The organism is Providencia sp. PROV004, assembly GCF_011045615.1.
GTDB classification, from domain to species: Bacteria; Pseudomonadota; Gammaproteobacteria; order Enterobacterales; family Enterobacteriaceae; genus Providencia; species Providencia rettgeri.
This window is the reverse complement of sequence record NZ_CP042859.1, coordinates 1,859,072-1,876,736: the sequence shown is the minus strand read 5'-3', so window position 1 is coordinate 1,876,736 and position 17,665 is coordinate 1,859,072. Positions and strand designations below refer to the sequence as shown.

Genomic DNA, 17,665 nt, shown 5'->3' with positions numbered 1-17,665 from the left:
GCCCTAATTAGGGCGTTCTTTTCAGTGTGGCGCTTGGCTTGCTTTAAATGCAATTTTAACCAACAATCCATTAAGTAACTCACTTTTTAATAACTGTGGTTCAGAACCATGATAACTGGCAATATCTTTCACTAAAGCGAGACCTAGTCCTGCACCTTCCTTTCCTAACGCGTTATTTAATCGAGTAAAAGCTTCCATAGAACGGCTAATTTTAGCGTCTGGGATCCCAGGGCCTGAATCTTCGACCTCCAAAACCCAATGAAGATGGTCATCACTGCTGACCACCCGAACGGTGACCACCCCATTTGCAGGGGTATATTTAATAGCATTATCAATTAAATTTGCACACATCTCTGCTAATAAAATAGGTTCACCTTTAATCCATGCTGTTTCCGCGCCTTCATAACCTAAGTCAATATTTTGGCTTTCTGCTTGGGGTAACCGAGTAAAACAAGCCTGGTGAACAATATCCACTAAGTTTATAGCACGATACTGTATAATGGCTTCTTTCTCATGGGCTTTTAAACGTGATAACTGCAAAAGCCTATCCGTCAAATTGATCGTGTTATCAAGAGTTTTATCGATAGCTTGTAAACTCTGTTGCCGTTGGGTTTCATCCTGACTATTAATCGCAACAGAAACCTGTGTTTTGAGGACAGTTAGTGGCGTTTTAAGTTGGTGAGAGGCATCCGCACTAAACCGTTCTTGCCGTCGAACCATCCGCTTTAGGCGGGAAATATAGCGGTTTAATGCATCAATTAATGGTGATAAATCAGACCACGGCAGCAAATCAGGCAAAGGGGTTAAATCATTAGCGGAACGGCTTAACATTAAATGGGACAATTTTTTTAGCGGTGCCAATAACTTACTAAGTAAAATATAGGCAAGTACCAAAGTTAAAAACACCACAGTACCTTGGCTCATCAGGGCAGAAATTAATAATTGATTAGCAAGATCTTGTCGCGAATAAACTGTTTCCGCCACACGGATTTCAACCATCCCAGTGATACCGCCTTCATTAATCGGTTGATAAAATGCAGCAATACGGATAGGCAAGCCTTTGTACTGCGCATCATAAAAATAAACTAGCGCAGTATAATGCTGTGAGCGCATCCAATACGGGGGAATCGGCGGTAAGTCATCATAACCAGAAATAGTTTCACCACCGGGAGAAATAACTTGATAAAAAATTCGGTCATTATTATTTAGCTCGAAGCTATCAAGCACCACATAAGGCACACTGACTGAGAGGTGCCCATCGACAACTTGCAAGCGCTCCGCGACGGTTCGAGCTGAAGCTAATAATGTGCGGTCATAGGCTAAGTTTGCGGCATTTTTTGCACTGTAGTAGTGCGTATAAACCGAAAAACTCCCCAATAAAATGAGGGGGATACCGAAAAAGAGCAGCAACTGATGAAAGAGAGAGCGTGGATGAGAGACTAATTTCATACACTACACTGCTCTAATCGGTATCCCAATCCGCGTAAGGTATTGATATTAACATCCGAACCAGCAAGTTTTTTTCTAACACGGTGAACATATAACTCAATACTTTGTAAATTGGCTTCATCTGACAACGAAAACACCTGCTCAAATAATTGCATTTTAGAAACAGGGCGCCCTCGTCGATGAAATAAGGTGTTTAACACCGCATATTCTCTTGGCGTCAAGCCAAGTGGTTCTTGTCCTAATAAGAAATAACCGTCCTCATGGTAACTAAGCAAACCAAACTGTTGTGATTCATTCACTTGCCCTTGACTACGTCGCAATAAAGCGCGAAGACGTGCTTCTAATTCCGCAATATCAAAAGGTTTAGTCAGGTAGTCATCAGCCCCTGCATTTAGCCCTTGAACTCGATCGGCCACGTCTGAATTCGCCGTTAATAACAAGACTGGGGTTTCTTGATGACGTTTGCGCATTTGCGCTAATACCTCAAGCCCACTCATTCTCGGAAGTGATACATCTAACACGACTAATTCATAGTGCTCAGTTTGTAATAGCTGGTCTGCTATCGCGCCATCACTAGCAACATCAACTGCAAACCCAGATGACGACAAAGCCTTCTGTAACCATAATGACAATTCGTCATGATCTTCAACCAATAAAATTCTCATTCCGCATACTCATTATAATTATTTATCAGTATACGTTGGCATTCCATTGAATGAATGGAAAGCAAATGTGCGCATATTTACTGTGTTCATCACAACTATTGTTAATAAACACTATTAACGTGATTAATTCAACATTAAGTTAACATAACAAAAAAGCAAAAATACAAAACAATCTGATATATATCACATAAAAATAATAATATTTGTTAATGAAAGGTAAATGAAAGCTTCGTCGGTCAATGATGCCATACCAACAAAACAAGAAGTAAACAATATATACCTCTAATTATTGTCTTAGTAAGGAAAAAAGAATGAAAAAATTCACACTGAAGGCCTTAGCAACAGCAATATTTTTAGTTGGCATCAACCAAGCAAATGCCCTACCTGAGCGCACCGAATGTATTGCTCCCGCCAAACCCGGCGGTGGTTTTGATTTAACCTGTAAATTAGTCCAAGTTTCCCTATTAGAAACCAAAGAAATCGAAAAACCAATGCGAGTGACCTACATGCCTGGCGGTATTGGCGCGGTCGCTTATAACGCCATAGTCGCTCAACGCCCTGCTGAACCCGGCACCATTGTTGCTTTCTCCGGCGGTTCTTTACTCAATCTTGCTCAAGGTAAGTTTGGTCGCTATAACGAAAACGATGTGCGTTGGCTGGCTAGTGTAGGAAGCGATTACGGTATGATTGCCGTGCGTGCAGATTCACCTTATAAGACTCTGAAAGATTTAATGGATACCTTCAAAAAGGATCCGAACAGCATCGTCTTTGGTGCTGGAGGGTCGATTGGTAGCCAAGATTGGATGAAAACGGCCTTGTTAGCCAAAGCCATTGATATTGACCCTCGCAAAATGCGTTACGTAGCTTTTGAAGGGGGCGGTGAAACCTTAACGGCACTACTGGGCAACCATATTCAAGTCCTTTCAGGGGATATCAGCGAAATGACGCCATATATCAATGAAGGTAAAATTCGTATCCTTGCTGTCTACTCAGATAAACGCCTTGAAGATGGTTTATCTGACATCCCAACAGCCAAAGAACAAGGCTATGACATTGTCTGGCCAATCATCCGCGGCTTCTATATGGGCCCCAAAGTGTCTGATGCCGATTATAACCAATGGGTTGAAGCCTTCCAAAAACTGCAACAAACCGACGAATTCAAAAAACAACGCGAACTCCGCGGCTTATTTGAATACAACTTAACCGGGCAAGAACTCGATAGTTATGTCAAAAAAGAAATCGAGCAATACCGTGAACAAGCCCGTGCCTTCGGTTTAGCCAAATAATGGGGTGAACGATGAGCCAACGCATATTTGCCATAGTTTGGCTAATACTGTGTGCTATCGGAATTTATATTGGTTGGGGGATCCAGAGTGAGTTTAGTTATGAACCACTGGGCCCCCGCCCTTTTCCGGTTGTCATACTCTCTTTAATGGCGCTTTGTGCCCTTGCCTTATTATTTGGCAAGCAAGAAGCCGTTGAGTGGCCAAAACCCTATGTATTACGTCGTTTAGTTTTATTAGTCGTTGCACTTGTTATCTATGCATGGGCTTTTGAATGGTTGGGGTTCCCGATTGCCACCAGTTTGCTCACCATTAGTATTGCCCTGCTATTTGGCGCAACACCTATCGCCGCGGTTATTTCCGGCCCCGTCTTAGGTATCTTTCTATTCTATGCCTTTGATAAATGGCTAGATGTAACCTTACCTATTGGTAGCTTGCTTAATTAAGGAACGAAATCATGGAAACTTGGATGTACCTATCACAAGGTTTTGAGGTTGCTCTTGTTCCTCAAAATATCTTGATCGCCTTAATTGGCTGTTTTATCGGTACTATCGTTGGGATGCTTCCCGGCCTCGGCCCAATTAATGGTGTCGCTATTTTGCTACCGCTGGCCTTTGCACTTAAATTACCGGCCGAGTCTGCATTAATCTTACTCGCCACAGTTTATTTAGGTTGTGAATATGGTGGACGTATCTCATCCATATTACTCAATGTCCCTGGTGATGCCGCTGCAATCATGACCACGCTAGATGGTTACCCAATGGCAAAACAAGGTAAAGGTGGTGTTGCACTGTCAATTTCTGCAGTGAGTTCATTCCTTGGCTCAACGATTGCGATTGTGGGTATTATTTTATTTGCTCCTTTATTAGCGCAATGGTCTTTGGCTTTCGGGCCTGCTGAGTATTTCGCTTTGATGGTTTTTGCTATTGCCTGTTTGGGCAGTATGATGAGCCAAAACCCAATCAAATCACTATTGGCGGCATTAATTGGCTTATCACTTGCTACTGTGGGCGTAGATGCCAACTCTGGGGAATATCGTTTTACCTTTGATAGCGTACATTTATCGGATGGCGTGCAATTTATCGTCGTGGTTATTGGTTTGTTCTCTGTTAGCGAAATTTTATTGATGCTCGAAGGCACGGCAACAGGACAAGGGCTGATCCGTAAAACAGGCAGAATGCTGTTTAATCGCAAAGAGGCCAAAGCGTGTGCTGGCCCTGCTTTACGCTCCTCTTTTATTGGGTTCTTTGTTGGCGTCTTACCAGGTGCCGGCGCCACCATTGCCAGTGCCATAACCTATATGACTGAAAAGAAAATCAGTGGCGAAAAAGGCGATTTTGGTAATGGCGATGTTCGCGGTGTCGCTGCACCAGAAGCAGCCAATAATGCCTCTGCCTGTGGCTCATTTATCCCAATGTTAACCCTTGGCGTTCCGGGGTCGGGGACAACTGCAGTAATGATGGGGGCGCTAACGCTCTATAATATCACCCCAGGCCCAGGTATGTTTACTGAGCAACCTGATATTGTGTGGGGGTTAATTGCGGCTTTATTAATTGCTAACGTAGTTCTGCTCATCATGAATATTCCATTAATTGGCTTATTCACGCGTATGCTAACGGTTCCGCTGTGGTTTTTAGTCCCTGCTATTGCTTGCATTTCTGCTGTCGGGGTATATGCCGTTCACAGTACGACATTTGATTTGTTACTCATGATGGGGCTTGGCGTATTTGGGTTTATTCTACGAAAAATGAACTTCCCATTGTCGCCATTAATCTTAGGGTTTGTATTAGGTGAAATGCTAGAACAAAACTTACGCCGTTCATTATCCATCAGTAATGGAAATTTCGATATTCTTTGGAGCAGTACGATTTCTCAAAGTTTATTAACACTGGCGGTATTAGTGCTAATTCTTCCACCTATTGTAAAACGCATTCGTAAACGTAAACATTCCACTATTTCATAATTCACGGTTGTTCATACGATATCTGTTGTTCATACAACCTCTGTAACACTTTGCCCCAGTGTGATTTTGGGGCATTTTTTATTAATAAATAGGGAGCTTTATATAACTTAATAAAACTACTGATTTATCATGAGCTCCTGCGCCATAATAGACATGTTTTGATTGCAAACTAGTGGTTGTGTTCGTTCTCTTTTGGTCATAACTATGCAGTGGAAATATTTTTTCAGTATTATGTATTTTACTAATCATCCCACTAAATTTACTGCGGATATAACGAGATAATGCCTTGCCTAAAATTTTAAAATCCTGCATCCAAATAGCCGCATGAAACCTTGTTACACTCATATAATTTCCTCTATTCAACTAAAAATTGAGCTAATATCATGTCACTGTTTTGGATAAAAAAATTTAATAAAATGATGTATATTCACTCAGTCATTAATAAATCATTGATTAAGATAATGACGATATATTGAATAGCGTCAATCAATTATTTTAGTCATCTCATTTATTAAAACATAAAACACAATGTTCGATAGATTACTTTTCGCCCTTTTTAATATCCAGCCGAAACCGTTAGCGTATACGCGTACCATTGATGTCTATGGCGACCGTTACACCATTCATAGCCAAAAACCCGTAACTATCACGGAAAAAGACAGCGGTTATATCCAAATAAAAGCGCTGGGTAAAATGCATATTTTTTGTGGTAAAATGCTGCATATCAGCGTAAAGAAAAATACCACTTTGGTGACTATTGGTTGGTCGAAAGGCAAAAGTCAAATATTTGAAGTGCGTAAAAATGTGAAAGAAACTGCATATCGAGTGAATTCAAATAATTCGAGTTCAAGCTACAAGCCCCCTTATTATGACAGCGCATCCAGTGATGATAACCACCGCTCAAGTAGCCATTATTGTTCTAATGATAACTCAAGTTCTGATTGTTCATCATCCGATTCAGGGGGAGGTGATGGCGGAGGTAGTGATTAAACAAAAAAACGAGAACCGAAGTTCTCGTTTATTCAATTAGTTAATCTGATACAAATTATGCTTTGTATTTGCTCATCACTAATGTGGCGTTAGTTCCACCGAAACCGAAACTGTTAGACATGACTGTTTCCAGCGCTTGCTCCGTTGGTTTAGTCACGATATTCAGCCCCGCAGCTTTCTCATCTAGATTTTCGACGTTAATGCTTGGTGCAATAAAGCCGTGTTCTAACATCAGCAAGCTGTAAATTGCTTCGTGGACACCCGCAGCACCTAATGAGTGACCGCTCATCGCTTTCGTTGCAGAAATTGCAGGAGAGTTAGCACCAAACACTTCCTGGATAGCTTCTAACTCTTTGGTGTCACCCACTGGCGTTGATGTACCGTGTGTATTGATATAATCAATTTTATCGACACCTTGCATTGCCATTTGCATACAGCGCACAGCACCTTCTCCTGATGGCGCAACCATGTCTGCACCGTCAGATGTAGCACCATAGCCAACGATTTCAGCATAGATATGCGCACCACGTGCTAACGCATGCTCTAACTCTTCAACGACGACGATACCGCCACCACCTGCGATAACGAAACCATCACGGTCTTTATCGTAAGTTCTTGATGCTTTGTCTGGCGTTTCATTATACTTTGTGGACAATGCGCCCATCGCATCAAACTCACAGGTCATTTCCCAGCTCAGTTCTTCACCACCACCCGCAAAAACCACATCCTGTTTGCCTAATTGGATCAATTCAACGGCATGGCCGATGCAGTGCGCTGATGTTGAACAAGCAGAACTAATTGAGTAGTTTACGCCTTTGATTTTAAACGGTGTTGCTAAACAAGCAGAAATACCCGATGCCATTGCACGAGTCACCATATATGGGCCTACACCACGTAAACCTTTAGCACGCATACCGTCAGAACCCGCAACTTGATTACGTGGAGAACCACCACCGGAACCAACAACGATACCTGTACGTAAATTTGAAACTTGTTCTTCTGTTAAACCTGAATCCGCAACCGCTTGTTCCATTGATAAATAAGCATAGGCGGAGCAATCACTCATAAAACGGAAAATTTTACGGTCGATTAAGTCTTTCGGGTCTAAATTTTTGACATTACCCCAGACATGGCTACGTAGCCCTGCCTCTTTGAATTCTTCTGAGAAAGTGATCCCGGAACGACCTTCCTTCAAAGAAGCCAGTACTTCTTCCTGGTTATTACCAAGGCTGGAAACAATACCTAGACCAGTGATGACTGCACGCTTCATTCGTTACCTCATGACTATAATTATATGATTGCGGGATTACAGGTTGTCACTTTAGCTTACACTTGTACGCTGAACAAGTCCGATCAGGGTAAATATTTGTATTTTTTTCTTTGTGACGGGAATGAGTCTTTTTTATGACGGTAGCCTTACACCGATATCAGCGGTAAAATTTAGGAATTATATAAACAATGTAGGCTTATCGTGAAAAAGAACGCTGTACAAACCGCACGCCTAAGTTGGAATGACGAAGGCACTCCTATGTCTGAACAGTTTGCAGATATCTATTTTTCTAACCAAAATGGCTTAGAAGAAGCTCGCCATGTTTTTTTGCAAGGAAATCATTTTCCTGACCGCTTTGCGACGCACCCTCTTGCAACCTGTGTGATTGCCGAAACAGGGTTTGGTACGGGTTTGAATTTTTTAGCATTGTGGCAATCTTTTAAGCAGTTTAAAACCGAAAACCCAAACGCAACATTACAGCAATTACATTTCATCAGTTTCGAAAAATACCCTTTAACAAAAACAGATTTAATCGCTGCACATCGCTGCTGGCCTGAACTTGCTAGTTTATCGCAAATCCTTTGTGAAAGTTGGCCACAAGCCTTACCGGGTAATCAGCGGATCATTTTAGAAAATGGCCATATCATATTAGATTTATGGTTTGGCGATGTTAATGAGCAAATATCTTTACTAAAAAGCAATTTAAACAATAAGATAGATGCTTGGTTTTTAGATGGTTTCGCACCCTCAAAAAATCCCGAAATGTGGAGTGAACAGCTGTTCACTAACATGGCAACATTAGCTCGCCTTAATGGGACTTTTGCGACATTTACCGTGGCAGGTGCGGTCAAGAGAGGCCTGCAACAAGCTGGTTTCACCCTTAAAAAAGTCAAAGGCTTTGGTAACAAGCGAGAAATGTTAACCGGAGTATTAGCTGAAAAAGAAATTAATATCCCAACCCCTTGGTTCGCAAGACGAAAAGCAGACAACCCAACGGATGTTGCTATCATTGGCGGTGGGCTCGCCAGTTTAACGGCAGCCTACGCACTTCATAAGCGCGGTGCTAAAGTCACCTTATACTGCCAAGATGCCCAAGTTGCACAAAATGCTTCAGGCAATCGCCAAGGGGCTATTTATCCCTTACTCACAGGCAATAACGATCCACTTGAGCGCTTTTTTGTCAGCGCTTTCCCTTTTGCTTCTCGCTTTTACCATCAATTGGCGAAACAGGGGATCGTATTTGAGGGGCAATGGTGCGGTGTCAGCCAATTAGCGTATAACGACAAAGTAGCTCGTAAAATAGCGGGAATGTTAGAAACTGAGTGGCCTGACGATTTTGCTATTGGTAAGAATCGTCTACAACTGAGTGATATTTGCGGTGTTGATGTCAACCATGATGGCATTCATTATGCGTCTGGAGGATGGCTTTGCCCTGCCCAATTTTGTGAGAGTTTGCAGCAATATTTGCAGCAGAAAGGCGTTACCTTCTGTTTTGAACATAATGTGGTGGAATTAAAACAAACTGAACAAGATTGGCAATTATTGATTGAAACAGCGCCGCAAAAAGAGCTAACACGTGTTCACTCAACTGTCATTATTGCCAATGGGCACAAACTGCGCCAATTTGCTCAAACCATCAATTTACCTATCTCACCTGTGCGTGGGCAAGTGAGCCACATTCCTACCAATCACACCCTACAACAACTGAAAAATGTTCTGTGCTTTGAAGGGTATTTAACCCCTGCCGATGCCTCTGGTACACAACATTGCTTAGGTGCTAGCTACCAACGTGAGCGACTCGATTTAGATTATAGTGAGGAAGAGCAACAAGGAAACCGCCAAAAACTGATTGATAACCTACCTGATGTAACTTGGCCTAGGGATATCGACATCTCACAACAACATTCACGCCAAGGTATTCGTTGTGTTATTCGCGACCACTTTCCCTTATTAGGCAATGTGCCTGATTTTGAACAACATCTGGCGCATTACCATGATTTACCCAGCAAAATTGCCAAAGAGCAGCCTATTGCACTAGCGCCTGTGCACCCAAATTTATTTATTTTTGGGGCATTAGGGTCAAGAGGGTTATCCACTGCCCCCCTTTGTGCGGAATTGCTGGCTGCTCAAATTTTTGGGCAAATACTCCCGCTCGACGATGAAACCCTTGCAGAATTGAACCCAAACCGTTTTTGGGTAAGGAAATTATTATTAGGTCGCCCTATTAAACTCCCTTATTAATACCTTATGTTAATGAGATAGCCATTGCACAACGGTCTTCAGCGGCAAACCCCGCCTCGACTTCAGACTGTAAAATAGCCTGTAACTCGGTGGTTAACTCATTAATTGCAAGAATTTTAAAACCTAAGCGTTGGTAATAAGGTGCATTCCAAGGCACATCACGGCAAGTGGTCAATGTCACTACCGTGATATTCCGTGCCAAAGCGGCATCAAGAACCTGCTTAATCAGCTTTTTACCCAAACCCTGCCCTTGCCATTGCTGGCAGACAGAAACCTCACAAATATGTAGGCTAGTATGATGATCTTCAGCATTGATAAAACCAATTGGTTCATCGCAATCATTCACCGCAACCCATTCTAATTGCTCGGAAATAAAATCGAGGTGGTCTTGCTCTGTTTGCCCATCACCTTCGGCAAGCCATTGATATTTTTCGATACTCGTGAATGTCTGCCCTGCAGAAATTTCCACGGCAGGAAGATGTTTGGCATCGAAGGGGGTTGCTAAACGAATATTCGCCATAATTTTTACTCACAACAAAATTTAGCTAACAAAAAAGCGGGTTTCCCCGCTTTCAATGTATAACATTACAAATTAAATTGCGTTATTTAATAAGTTTTTCCACATATCTAATACCAGTACTTGGTCTGGTGGTGTCAATTCGCCAGCTTTGATGGCATTTTGAATACTGACTTCGACACGTTGATATAATGCTTCAGAGCTGGTTTCGTTTTCTTCTTCCAGCTCAGCCACAGCAAGGGTTAAGTGACCACGCAAATAGCCGCCAGCGAAGAGTTCATCATCACTCGCGTGCTCAACCATATCATCAATCTTCGTTAGTATGCGTGTTTCTAAATCCGCAAGCATGCTTAATCCTTACTTAAATGTGTTCATTAGGCAAAAATATCTTCCGGATAAGGAAAAGCTTCTGCACAAAGAGGTGGCGTATTGTAAAACAATTGTAACGCATTAATAAAGCGTAATGGGCGTTCAGGGATACCATTTTCTAAATAAAGCATCACTTGCGCATGAACTTTGCGCATAAACGCAATGCGGTCAGGCTCAAAATCCCCTTCTAAGTTGTCACAACTGACATTAAATGGAATGCCAACAGCAACACAAAACAGCCAATCTAGCGCTTGAGGTTTAATCTCTACCACTTCAAACTCACACTGTGTTTTTTCATCTCGACCGTCTGGGCAATACCAATAGCCGTAATCGACTTGCTGGCGCCTTGCTTCCCCTGCGATACACCAATGTGAGATTTCATGCAGCGCACTGGTGAAAAAACCGTGTGCAAATACGATACGGTGATAAGGCACAGCCTCATCAGCAGGTAAATAAATGGGTTCATCATCCCCTTTTACCAGCCTGGTGTTATATGTCACACCAAAACATTCATCAAAGATATTGATTAGATCCTGATAATTATGTGTACTCATGAATAATTTAAATCATCTTAAAATAATGAGAGAAACCAAGCTTTAATCACGTCACCATGGCTATCATGGAGTAACTTAATACTCATCAGTAACGAAATCACCACGATCATTGGCCTGATCAGTTTTTGTCCTTTGGTTAAGACCAAACGCGCACCTAAACGAGCGCCAACCATTTGGCCGATTAGCATAACAAAACCTAAGGCCCAAAGAACATGACCCCCGATAATAAAGAATACTAAAGAGCCAAAATTAGAGGCAAAATTAAGTAACTTCGCGTGGGCGGTGGCTTTAGCAAGATTATAGCCGAGCAGCAGAACATAGCCTAACGCCAAAAATGAACCGGTTCCGGGGCCAAATGCACCATCATAAAAACCCAGTGTCATCCCAATTGCCACCCCGAAAAATGGCATGCTGATACGTTGTTGGCGGTCTTGCACACCGATTGATGGCGTTAATAAAAAGTATAAACCGACACAAATCACCAAGATAGGCAACAGTTGTTTTAAGAACGCGGTATCAATCATTTGAATGACAATCGCACCCAACATGGCACCAATCATGGTCATAATGAACGGAAACAATTGTTCTCGTAAATCTATGGCTTTGCGCCTGACAAAATAGAGTGTTGAAGAAAACGAACCGCCAACAGCTTGCAATTTATTGGTTGCTAACGCTTCAACTGGTGTGATTCCCACGGATAACAGAGCTGGGATCGTTAATAGCCCACCACCACCCGCGATGGAGTCAATAAACCCTGCAAATAGCGCAACAAAGAAGAGTAAAGCGTAAACTTCAGGAGCAACGGCTGTTAGCCAATCCATTTTACTATCCAAAGAGAAGAAATATCATGATGTTGATGTGAATATATCGCCAAACAGCTTTGGTAATATCACAACCTAGATGAGGTATTTTTAGGAGGCTTCATCCGAACCTTCATCATCAACAAAGCGACCTACTAGGCCGCTCCGTTGTCACTACATAAAACACAGTAAAACCGATTATTCAAACGGTTTCATTGCTGGCGTTACATCCGAGCACTGACCACGATGACGTAAATAGTGGTCCATTAGAACAATCGCCATCATTGCTTCTGCTATCGGCACTGCACGAATTCCCACACAAGGGTCATGACGCCCTTTGGTGATCATTTCAACTTCTTCGCCATCACGGTTGAGTGTTTTACCTGAAACGGTAATACTGGATGTCGGTTTTAACGCAATATGCGCAATAATAGGCTGGCTACTGCTAATACCGCCTAAGATACCGCCTGCATGGTTTGATGTGAAACCATTACGGGTAATTTCATCACGGTTTTCACTGCCTTTGAGCGCAATAACACCGAAGCCATCACCAATTTCCACACCTTTCACTGCGTTAATACTCATCAACGCGTGAGCGAGATCGGCATCTAAACGGTCAAATACCGGCTCACCTAAGCCCGCAGGCACATGCTCTGCAATAACGGTAATTTTAGCGCCAATCGAATCACCTTCTTTCTTTAAACCGCGCAATAACTCGTCAAGAGCCTCTAATTTGCTAGGATCTGGACAAAAGAATGGATTTTCTTCGACAGTTGACCAGTCTTTAATTTCACATGCGACTGATCCCATTTGTGTTAAGCATCCATGAATTTGCACGCCAAGCTTTTCTTGTAAATACTTTTTCGCAATCGCACCTGCTGCAACACGCATTGCCGTTTCACGTGCTGATGAGCGACCACCACCACGATAATCACGCTGACCATACTTTTGTTCATATGTGTAATCTGCATGGCCGGGCCTAAACACGTCTTTGATTGCACCATAATCTTGCGAACGTTGGTCAGTGTTTTCAATGAGTAAGCCAATGCTAGTTCCGGTTGTCACACCATTAAAGACACCCGATAAAATCTTCACTTGATCAGGTTCACGGCGCGCAGTCGTATAACGTGATGTTCCCGGGCGACGACGGTCTAAATCTTTTTGTAAATCGGCTTCTGTCAATGCTAAACCTGGGGGAACCCCATCGACGATGCAACCTAATGCAATGCCATGTGACTCGCCAAATGTGGTCACACGAAACAGTTGCCCAATTGAATTTCCTGCCATCGGAGTTTCCTATTCTAAGCCATTCTTGTTTTATCAAGAATTTTGGTTGTTAATTATTATATCGTTGTGTCGTTATTATTGATTACATGATCTTAGAACATCACGCAACTGTTGATTAATCGATATAAAGCTCAAAATGTGCGTGATGCTCAACAAGTTGTTCACGAGTTAACATAAACACACCATCACCGCCGTATTCGAAGTCCAGCCAAATAAATGGAATTTCAGGATATTGTTCAATCAGATGAACCATGCTGTTACCCACTTCGCACACTAACACCCCTTCTTCCGTCAGAAAACGCGGTGCATTCGCTAAAATACGACGCACCAGTTTCAAACCATCACTTCCGGCAGCAAGTGCTAATTCAGGTTCGACACGAAACTCTTCTGGTAAATCGTCCATATCTTCCGCATCAACATACGGTGGATTTGTCACGATCAGGTCATATTTGACCTCTGGCATATCACGGAATAAGTCAGAGCGAATCGGTATCACCCGGTGATCTAAACCATGATTAGCAATATTTTGCTCAGCAACGCTTAGCACATCACTTGAAATATCAACCGCATCGACTTCTGCATCAGGGAATTCATAAGCACAAGCAATCGCAATACAACCACTTCCGGTACATAAATCAAGAATAGTTTGAGGTTCATCCGCCACTAAGCCAACAAAGTGATTATTGATTAATTCACCAATTGGCGAGCGAGGGATAAGCACTCGTTCATCAACATAAAATTCATGGCCACAGAACCATGAGCGATTAGTCAGATATGCAACCGGAATACGATCATTAATACGTCGCAAGACACGCTCAATAATGCGGTGGCGTTCTGTTGGCGTTAAGCGGGATGTTAATAGCTCATCGGGCAGGTCTAGAGGCAAGTAAAGTGTTGGTAACACCAATTGTAGCGCCTCATCCCATGGGTTATCTGTACCGTGACCATAGTACACATTGGCAGCATTAAAGCGGCTCATTGTCCAACGTAAAATATCTTGAATGGTATGAAGTTCTGCAACGGCTTCATCAACGAAAATCTTTTCCAAGAAGGGGTTCTCCAGCCTGTATTTTGAAAGGGAATATATGAATAGCTAAAGTTTGCCACGAAGTGAAAGACAAATCAGCAGATTAATGTAATAAAATTTGCTGAGGAAATCTGGTTATCGCGCTTATTGAAGCATCTTTGGTCGTAAAAACGCCCTTTATTTTAGCTAAAGGGCGTGAAGAAAAATAACCAGTTCAGTAAAGAAGTCACGATACTAACTTTCGTTTTGCAGTACCACTTCCGCCTCTTTCGCTGGCTTTTTTACCCAAAGTGCATAGGCGATAGTCAGCAATACTAACCAAACAACGCCGACATATAATGCAATTCGTGTCGATTCAAAATATCCCAAAACACCAAAAACAAATACCATAAATGCGATGGCTAAAATAGGAGCAACAGGCCACATAGGTACAGGAAATTTTAATTGGCTAATTTCTTCTGGCGACATTTTTTTGCGCATTGCAAACTGCGACAGTAAGATCATCAACCATACCCAAATCGTTGCAAAAGTCGCAATTGACGCAATCACCACAAACACATCATCAGGGATGACATAGTTCAATACCACACCCACCAGCAATACCGCGACCATCACTAATACCGTCATCCAAGGCACACCATTTTTTGTCAGCTTAGTAAAGGCTTTCGGTGCTTGTCCTTCATGTGCCATGCCATACATCATACGCCCAGCACCAAAGATATCGCTGTTAATTGCCGAAATTGCCGCAGTGATCACCACAATATTTAAGATATTCGCTGCAGATTGAATACCTAAGCTATCGAAAATTTGCACAAACGGGCTACCTTGCTGCCCAATTTGGTTCCATGGGTAAATGCACATCAAGACAAATAAAGTCAGGACATAAAACAGTAAGATACGAATTGGCACGGCATTAATCGCTCTTGGAATCGTGGTTTCAGGGTTTTTCGCTTCACTCGCTGTAATGCCAATAACTTCAATTCCCCCGAACGCAAACATCACCACGGCAAAGGACGCAATCACCCCACCAATACCATTTGGCATAAACCCATCGTGAATAAATAAGTTTGATACCCCAACCGCATGATCAGCCGCTTGGCCAAAACCAAACATCATAATAGCGGCACCACCAACAATCATCGCAATAATCGCGATAACTTTAATGATTGACAGCCAAAATTCCATTTCGCCGAAAGTTTTCACATGGCATAAGTTTATTGCACCAATAAAGAAAATAATGCTCAATACCCAGATCCACTGCGCAACCTCAGGAAACCACAGTTTCATATACACACCAAATGCTGTCACGTCCGCCAAGCAAACAATGAGCATTTCAAAAACATAAGTCCAACCCGCAAAAAAACCGGCTCTAGCCCCTAAATAATGGCTAGCGTACTGTGAGAACGATCCCGCAAGTGGCCGGTGGACGGCCATTTCACCCAGTGCTCTCATGACCATAAATACAGCGGCACCGCCGATAATATAAGCGAGTAATACCGCAGGCCCAGCGGTTTCTATTGCTTTAGCTGAACCATAAAATAAACCTGTACCAATCGCAGAACCTAAAGCCATAAATCGAATGTGACGCGCAGAAAGCCCTCGCGCAAGTTGTGATGTGCTTTGCATGATTTATCCTTCGTATTATTTTATTGTCGTGCAGATAAATACTTCAGGTGGCCAGTACATTGCCGACCACCTTTTATTTGCTTGATAAACTAGTTAGGGAAAACAGCGCCAGCCTTGAACAGCGCAGACAGTTTATATTGGTTAATTAAATTAATTGCCGCTTCAATATCAGGGGCAAAATAACGGTCTTTATCATAGTAAGCCACTTGGTCACGCAGTGTTTTACGTGCCTTCTCCAAGGTTTCACTCGACTTCAAACCTTCACGGAAATCCATTCCCTGACACGCTGAAAGCCATTCAATAGCTAAAATACCCGTGACATTTTTTGCCATTTCCCATAAACGACGACCCGCCGCAGGCGCCATCGATACGTGGTCTTCTTGGTTGGCTGATGTCGGCAGGCTATCAACACTCGAAGGGTGGGCTAATGCTTTGTTTTCACTCGCTAATGCAGCCGCAGTGACTTGAGCTATCATAAATCCTGAGTTAACCCCTCCGTTATTCACTAAGAAAGGTGGCAACTGTGACATATGGGTATCCATCAGTAATGCAATGCGACGTTCGGATAACGCACCGATTTCTGCTAATGCCAGCGCAATATTATCGGCTGCCATAGCAACAGGTTCTGCATGGAAGTTACCGCCTGAAATAATATCGCCATTATCAGTAAAGACTAACGGGTTATCCGACACAGCATTCGATTCAATTAATATCACTTCAGCAGCTTGGCGAATTTGGGTTAAACAAGCGCCCATCACTTGCGGCTGACAACGTAATGAATAGGGGTCTTGCACTTTCACACAGTTTTCATGGGACTTCGCCAATTCACTGGTCGGTGATAAAACATCACGGAACATCGCCGCAACATCAATTTGCCCTTTTTGTCCTCGAACCTCTTGAACTCGAGCATCGAAGGGTTTGCGAGAGCCCAGTGTGGCTTCAACACTCAGCGCACCACAAACAATGCCAGATAGCAGCAATTTTTCTGCCTCAAATAACCCTTTCAACGCGAAAGCCGTCGATGTTTGCGTGCCGTTTAATAAGGCTAAACCTTCTTTGGCTTCCAATTTTAGAGGTGCTAACCCCGCTTTTTCTAACGCTTTTTTCGCTGAAATCCATTTGCCTTCATAACGCGCCTTTCCTTCGCCTAACAGAATTAAACTCATATGAGCCAATGGTGCTAAGTCGCCAGAAGCCCCCACTGACCCCTTCGCAGGAATAAATGGATAAACTTGCGCATTCACTAATGCGATCAAGGCATTAATAACTTCAAGGCGGATCCCTGAAAAACCACGAGCTAAGCTATTAATTTTGAGTACCATGATTAAGCGCACGAGGTCATCATCTAACGGTTCACCCACACCAGCAGCGTGAGACATCACAATAGATCGTTGTAATGATTGCAAATCTTTAGTCGCAATACGCGTATTAGCAAGTAAACCAAAGCCGGTATTGATACCATAAGCGGTTCTATCTTCTTCAATAATTTTATTGACCGTCGCAACACTTTTCTCGATAGCACCGTGAGCGCGTTTATCTAATGCCACTGTTACCGATTGTTGGAAAACAATACGCAGGTCTTCGAGTGTCATTTTTCCTGGGTGAATAGTTAACTTAGTCATTA

Annotated in this window: 17 protein-coding genes; 5 read left to right on the top strand and 12 right to left on the bottom strand. The window is 42.7% G+C overall.

Annotated elements, in window-relative coordinates:
- Nucleotides 1-21: 21 nt before the first annotated feature.
- Together FVA69_RS08145 and tctD are read right to left on the bottom strand one after the other, a co-directional pair.
- A complete protein-coding gene (locus tag FVA69_RS08145; RefSeq protein WP_164528661.1) occupies nucleotides 22-1,449 on the bottom strand; it encodes a sensor histidine kinase in 1,428 nt (475 codons plus the stop codon).
- Nucleotides 1,446-2,114 carry a transcriptional regulator TctD gene (gene tctD / locus FVA69_RS08140; RefSeq protein WP_109911538.1) on the bottom strand — a complete coding sequence of 223 codons (669 nt, stop codon included), beginning with the start codon at nucleotides 2,112-2,114 and terminating at the stop codon, nucleotides 1,446-1,448. The genes FVA69_RS08145 and tctD overlap by 4 nt, the downstream gene beginning before the upstream one ends.
- A gap of 311 nt (nucleotides 2,115-2,425) precedes the next feature.
- Here tctD and FVA69_RS08135 point away from each other — a divergent pair, with 311 nt between their 5' ends.
- Genes FVA69_RS08135 through FVA69_RS08125 form a run of 3 tightly spaced genes read left to right on the top strand, consistent with a single transcriptional unit; the run spans nucleotide 2,426 to nucleotide 5,360 of the window.
- Nucleotides 2,426-3,400, top strand: a complete 975-nt coding sequence (locus FVA69_RS08135; RefSeq protein WP_004912350.1) for a Bug family tripartite tricarboxylate transporter substrate binding protein — start codon at nucleotides 2,426-2,428, stop codon at nucleotides 3,398-3,400.
- Between the two features lie 11 nt (nucleotides 3,401-3,411).
- A complete protein-coding gene (locus tag FVA69_RS08130) occupies nucleotides 3,412-3,843 on the top strand; it encodes a tripartite tricarboxylate transporter TctB family protein (RefSeq protein WP_109911536.1) in 432 nt (143 codons plus the stop codon).
- 11 nt (nucleotides 3,844-3,854) lie between these two features.
- The gene (locus tag FVA69_RS08125; RefSeq protein WP_004912355.1) at nucleotides 3,855-5,360 is read left to right on the top strand and encodes a tripartite tricarboxylate transporter permease; all 1,506 of its coding nucleotides are present in this window, start codon (nucleotides 3,855-3,857) and stop codon (nucleotides 5,358-5,360) included.
- An 81-nt stretch (nucleotides 5,361-5,441) separates the two neighbouring features.
- On the opposite strand, the gene FVA69_RS08120 is transcribed toward FVA69_RS08125, so the two are convergent.
- Entirely contained in the window at nucleotides 5,442-5,705 is a 264-nt protein-coding gene (locus FVA69_RS08120; protein ID WP_109911535.1) for a hypothetical protein, read from the bottom strand.
- A gap of 183 nt (nucleotides 5,706-5,888) precedes the next feature.
- Here FVA69_RS08120 and FVA69_RS08115 point away from each other — a divergent pair, with 183 nt between their 5' ends.
- Nucleotides 5,889-6,350, top strand: a complete 462-nt coding sequence (locus tag FVA69_RS08115; protein ID WP_109911534.1) for a hypothetical protein — start codon at nucleotides 5,889-5,891, stop codon at nucleotides 6,348-6,350.
- Nucleotides 6,351-6,405: 55 nt separating this feature from the next.
- On the opposite strand, the gene fabB is transcribed toward FVA69_RS08115, so the two are convergent.
- Nucleotides 6,406-7,620 (bottom strand): beta-ketoacyl-ACP synthase I, encoded by a 1,215-nt coding sequence (gene fabB, locus FVA69_RS08110; RefSeq protein WP_109911533.1) that lies wholly within the window; start codon nucleotides 7,618-7,620, stop codon nucleotides 6,406-6,408.
- A gap of 201 nt (nucleotides 7,621-7,821) precedes the next feature.
- Here fabB and mnmC point away from each other — a divergent pair, with 201 nt between their 5' ends.
- Nucleotides 7,822-9,861 (top strand): bifunctional tRNA (5-methylaminomethyl-2-thiouridine)(34)-methyltransferase MnmD/FAD-dependent 5-carboxymethylaminomethyl-2-thiouridine(34) oxidoreductase MnmC, encoded by a 2,040-nt coding sequence (gene mnmC, locus FVA69_RS08105; RefSeq protein WP_164528660.1) that lies wholly within the window; start codon nucleotides 7,822-7,824, stop codon nucleotides 9,859-9,861.
- A 4-nt stretch (nucleotides 9,862-9,865) separates the two neighbouring features.
- Here mnmC and FVA69_RS08100 read toward each other — a convergent pair whose 3' ends face one another.
- From FVA69_RS08100 to hutH, 8 genes are all read right to left on the bottom strand, one after another.
- Nucleotides 9,866-10,381 carry a GNAT family N-acetyltransferase gene (locus FVA69_RS08100; RefSeq protein WP_109911531.1) on the bottom strand — a complete coding sequence of 172 codons (516 nt, stop codon included), beginning with the start codon at nucleotides 10,379-10,381 and terminating at the stop codon, nucleotides 9,866-9,868.
- Between the two features lie 72 nt (nucleotides 10,382-10,453).
- Nucleotides 10,454-10,726 (bottom strand): YfcL family protein, encoded by a 273-nt coding sequence (locus tag FVA69_RS08095; RefSeq protein ID WP_004257217.1) that lies wholly within the window; start codon nucleotides 10,724-10,726, stop codon nucleotides 10,454-10,456.
- Nucleotides 10,727-10,752: 26 nt separating this feature from the next.
- The gene (locus tag FVA69_RS08090; protein ID WP_109911530.1) at nucleotides 10,753-11,301 is read right to left on the bottom strand and encodes an elongation factor P hydroxylase; all 549 of its coding nucleotides are present in this window, start codon (nucleotides 11,299-11,301) and stop codon (nucleotides 10,753-10,755) included.
- A gap of 17 nt (nucleotides 11,302-11,318) precedes the next feature.
- Complete coding sequence (locus tag FVA69_RS08085) at nucleotides 11,319-12,122, bottom strand: TSUP family transporter (protein WP_004912371.1); 804 nt, start codon at nucleotides 12,120-12,122, stop codon at nucleotides 11,319-11,321.
- 177 nt (nucleotides 12,123-12,299) lie between these two features.
- Nucleotides 12,300-13,388, bottom strand: coding sequence for a chorismate synthase (aroC, locus tag FVA69_RS08080; RefSeq protein WP_164528659.1), 1,089 nt, complete (start codon nucleotides 13,386-13,388; stop codon nucleotides 12,300-12,302).
- A 115-nt stretch (nucleotides 13,389-13,503) separates the two neighbouring features.
- On the bottom strand, nucleotides 13,504-14,436 hold the full coding sequence (gene prmB, locus FVA69_RS08075; RefSeq protein ID WP_004912375.1) for a 50S ribosomal protein L3 N(5)-glutamine methyltransferase: 933 nt from the start codon (nucleotides 14,434-14,436) through the stop codon (nucleotides 13,504-13,506).
- 213 nt (nucleotides 14,437-14,649) lie between these two features.
- Nucleotides 14,650-16,041 carry an amino acid permease gene (locus FVA69_RS08070; protein WP_004912378.1) on the bottom strand — a complete coding sequence of 464 codons (1,392 nt, stop codon included), beginning with the start codon at nucleotides 16,039-16,041 and terminating at the stop codon, nucleotides 14,650-14,652.
- 89 nt (nucleotides 16,042-16,130) lie between these two features.
- Nucleotides 16,131-17,663 carry a histidine ammonia-lyase gene (hutH, locus tag FVA69_RS08065; protein WP_109911528.1) on the bottom strand — a complete coding sequence of 511 codons (1,533 nt, stop codon included), beginning with the start codon at nucleotides 17,661-17,663 and terminating at the stop codon, nucleotides 16,131-16,133.
- Between the last annotated feature and the right edge of the window lie 2 nt (nucleotides 17,664-17,665).

Bases quoted from the DNA above. Each gene is read 5' to 3' on its own strand.
- FVA69_RS08145 (WP_164528661.1), bottom strand. From the start codon at position 1,449: ATGAAATTAGTCTCTCATCCACGCTCTCTCTTTCATCAGTTGCTGCTC.
- tctD (WP_109911538.1), bottom strand. From the start codon at position 2,114: ATGAGAATTTTATTGGTTGAAGATCATGACGAATTGTCATTATGGTTA.
- FVA69_RS08135 (WP_004912350.1), top strand. From the start codon at position 2,426: ATGAAAAAATTCACACTGAAGGCCTTAGCAACAGCAATATTTTTAGTT.
- FVA69_RS08130 (WP_109911536.1), top strand. From the start codon at position 3,412: ATGAGCCAACGCATATTTGCCATAGTTTGGCTAATACTGTGTGCTATC.
- FVA69_RS08125 (WP_004912355.1), top strand. From the start codon at position 3,855: ATGGAAACTTGGATGTACCTATCACAAGGTTTTGAGGTTGCTCTTGTT.
- FVA69_RS08120 (WP_109911535.1), bottom strand. From the start codon at position 5,705: ATGAGTGTAACAAGGTTTCATGCGGCTATTTGGATGCAGGATTTTAAA.
- FVA69_RS08115 (WP_109911534.1), top strand. From the start codon at position 5,889: ATGTTCGATAGATTACTTTTCGCCCTTTTTAATATCCAGCCGAAACCG.
- fabB (WP_109911533.1), bottom strand. From the start codon at position 7,620: ATGAAGCGTGCAGTCATCACTGGTCTAGGTATTGTTTCCAGCCTTGGT.
- FVA69_RS08100 (WP_109911531.1), bottom strand. From the start codon at position 10,381: ATGGCGAATATTCGTTTAGCAACCCCCTTCGATGCCAAACATCTTCCT.
- FVA69_RS08095 (WP_004257217.1), bottom strand. From the start codon at position 10,726: ATGCTTGCGGATTTAGAAACACGCATACTAACGAAGATTGATGATATG.
- FVA69_RS08090 (WP_109911530.1), bottom strand. From the start codon at position 11,301: ATGAGTACACATAATTATCAGGATCTAATCAATATCTTTGATGAATGT.
- FVA69_RS08085 (WP_004912371.1), bottom strand. From the start codon at position 12,122: ATGGATTGGCTAACAGCCGTTGCTCCTGAAGTTTACGCTTTACTCTTC.
- aroC (WP_164528659.1), bottom strand. From the start codon at position 13,388: ATGGCAGGAAATTCAATTGGGCAACTGTTTCGTGTGACCACATTTGGC.
- FVA69_RS08070 (WP_004912378.1), bottom strand. From the start codon at position 16,041: ATGCAAAGCACATCACAACTTGCGCGAGGGCTTTCTGCGCGTCACATT.
- hutH (WP_109911528.1), bottom strand. From the start codon at position 17,663: ATGACTAAGTTAACTATTCACCCAGGAAAAATGACACTCGAAGACCTG.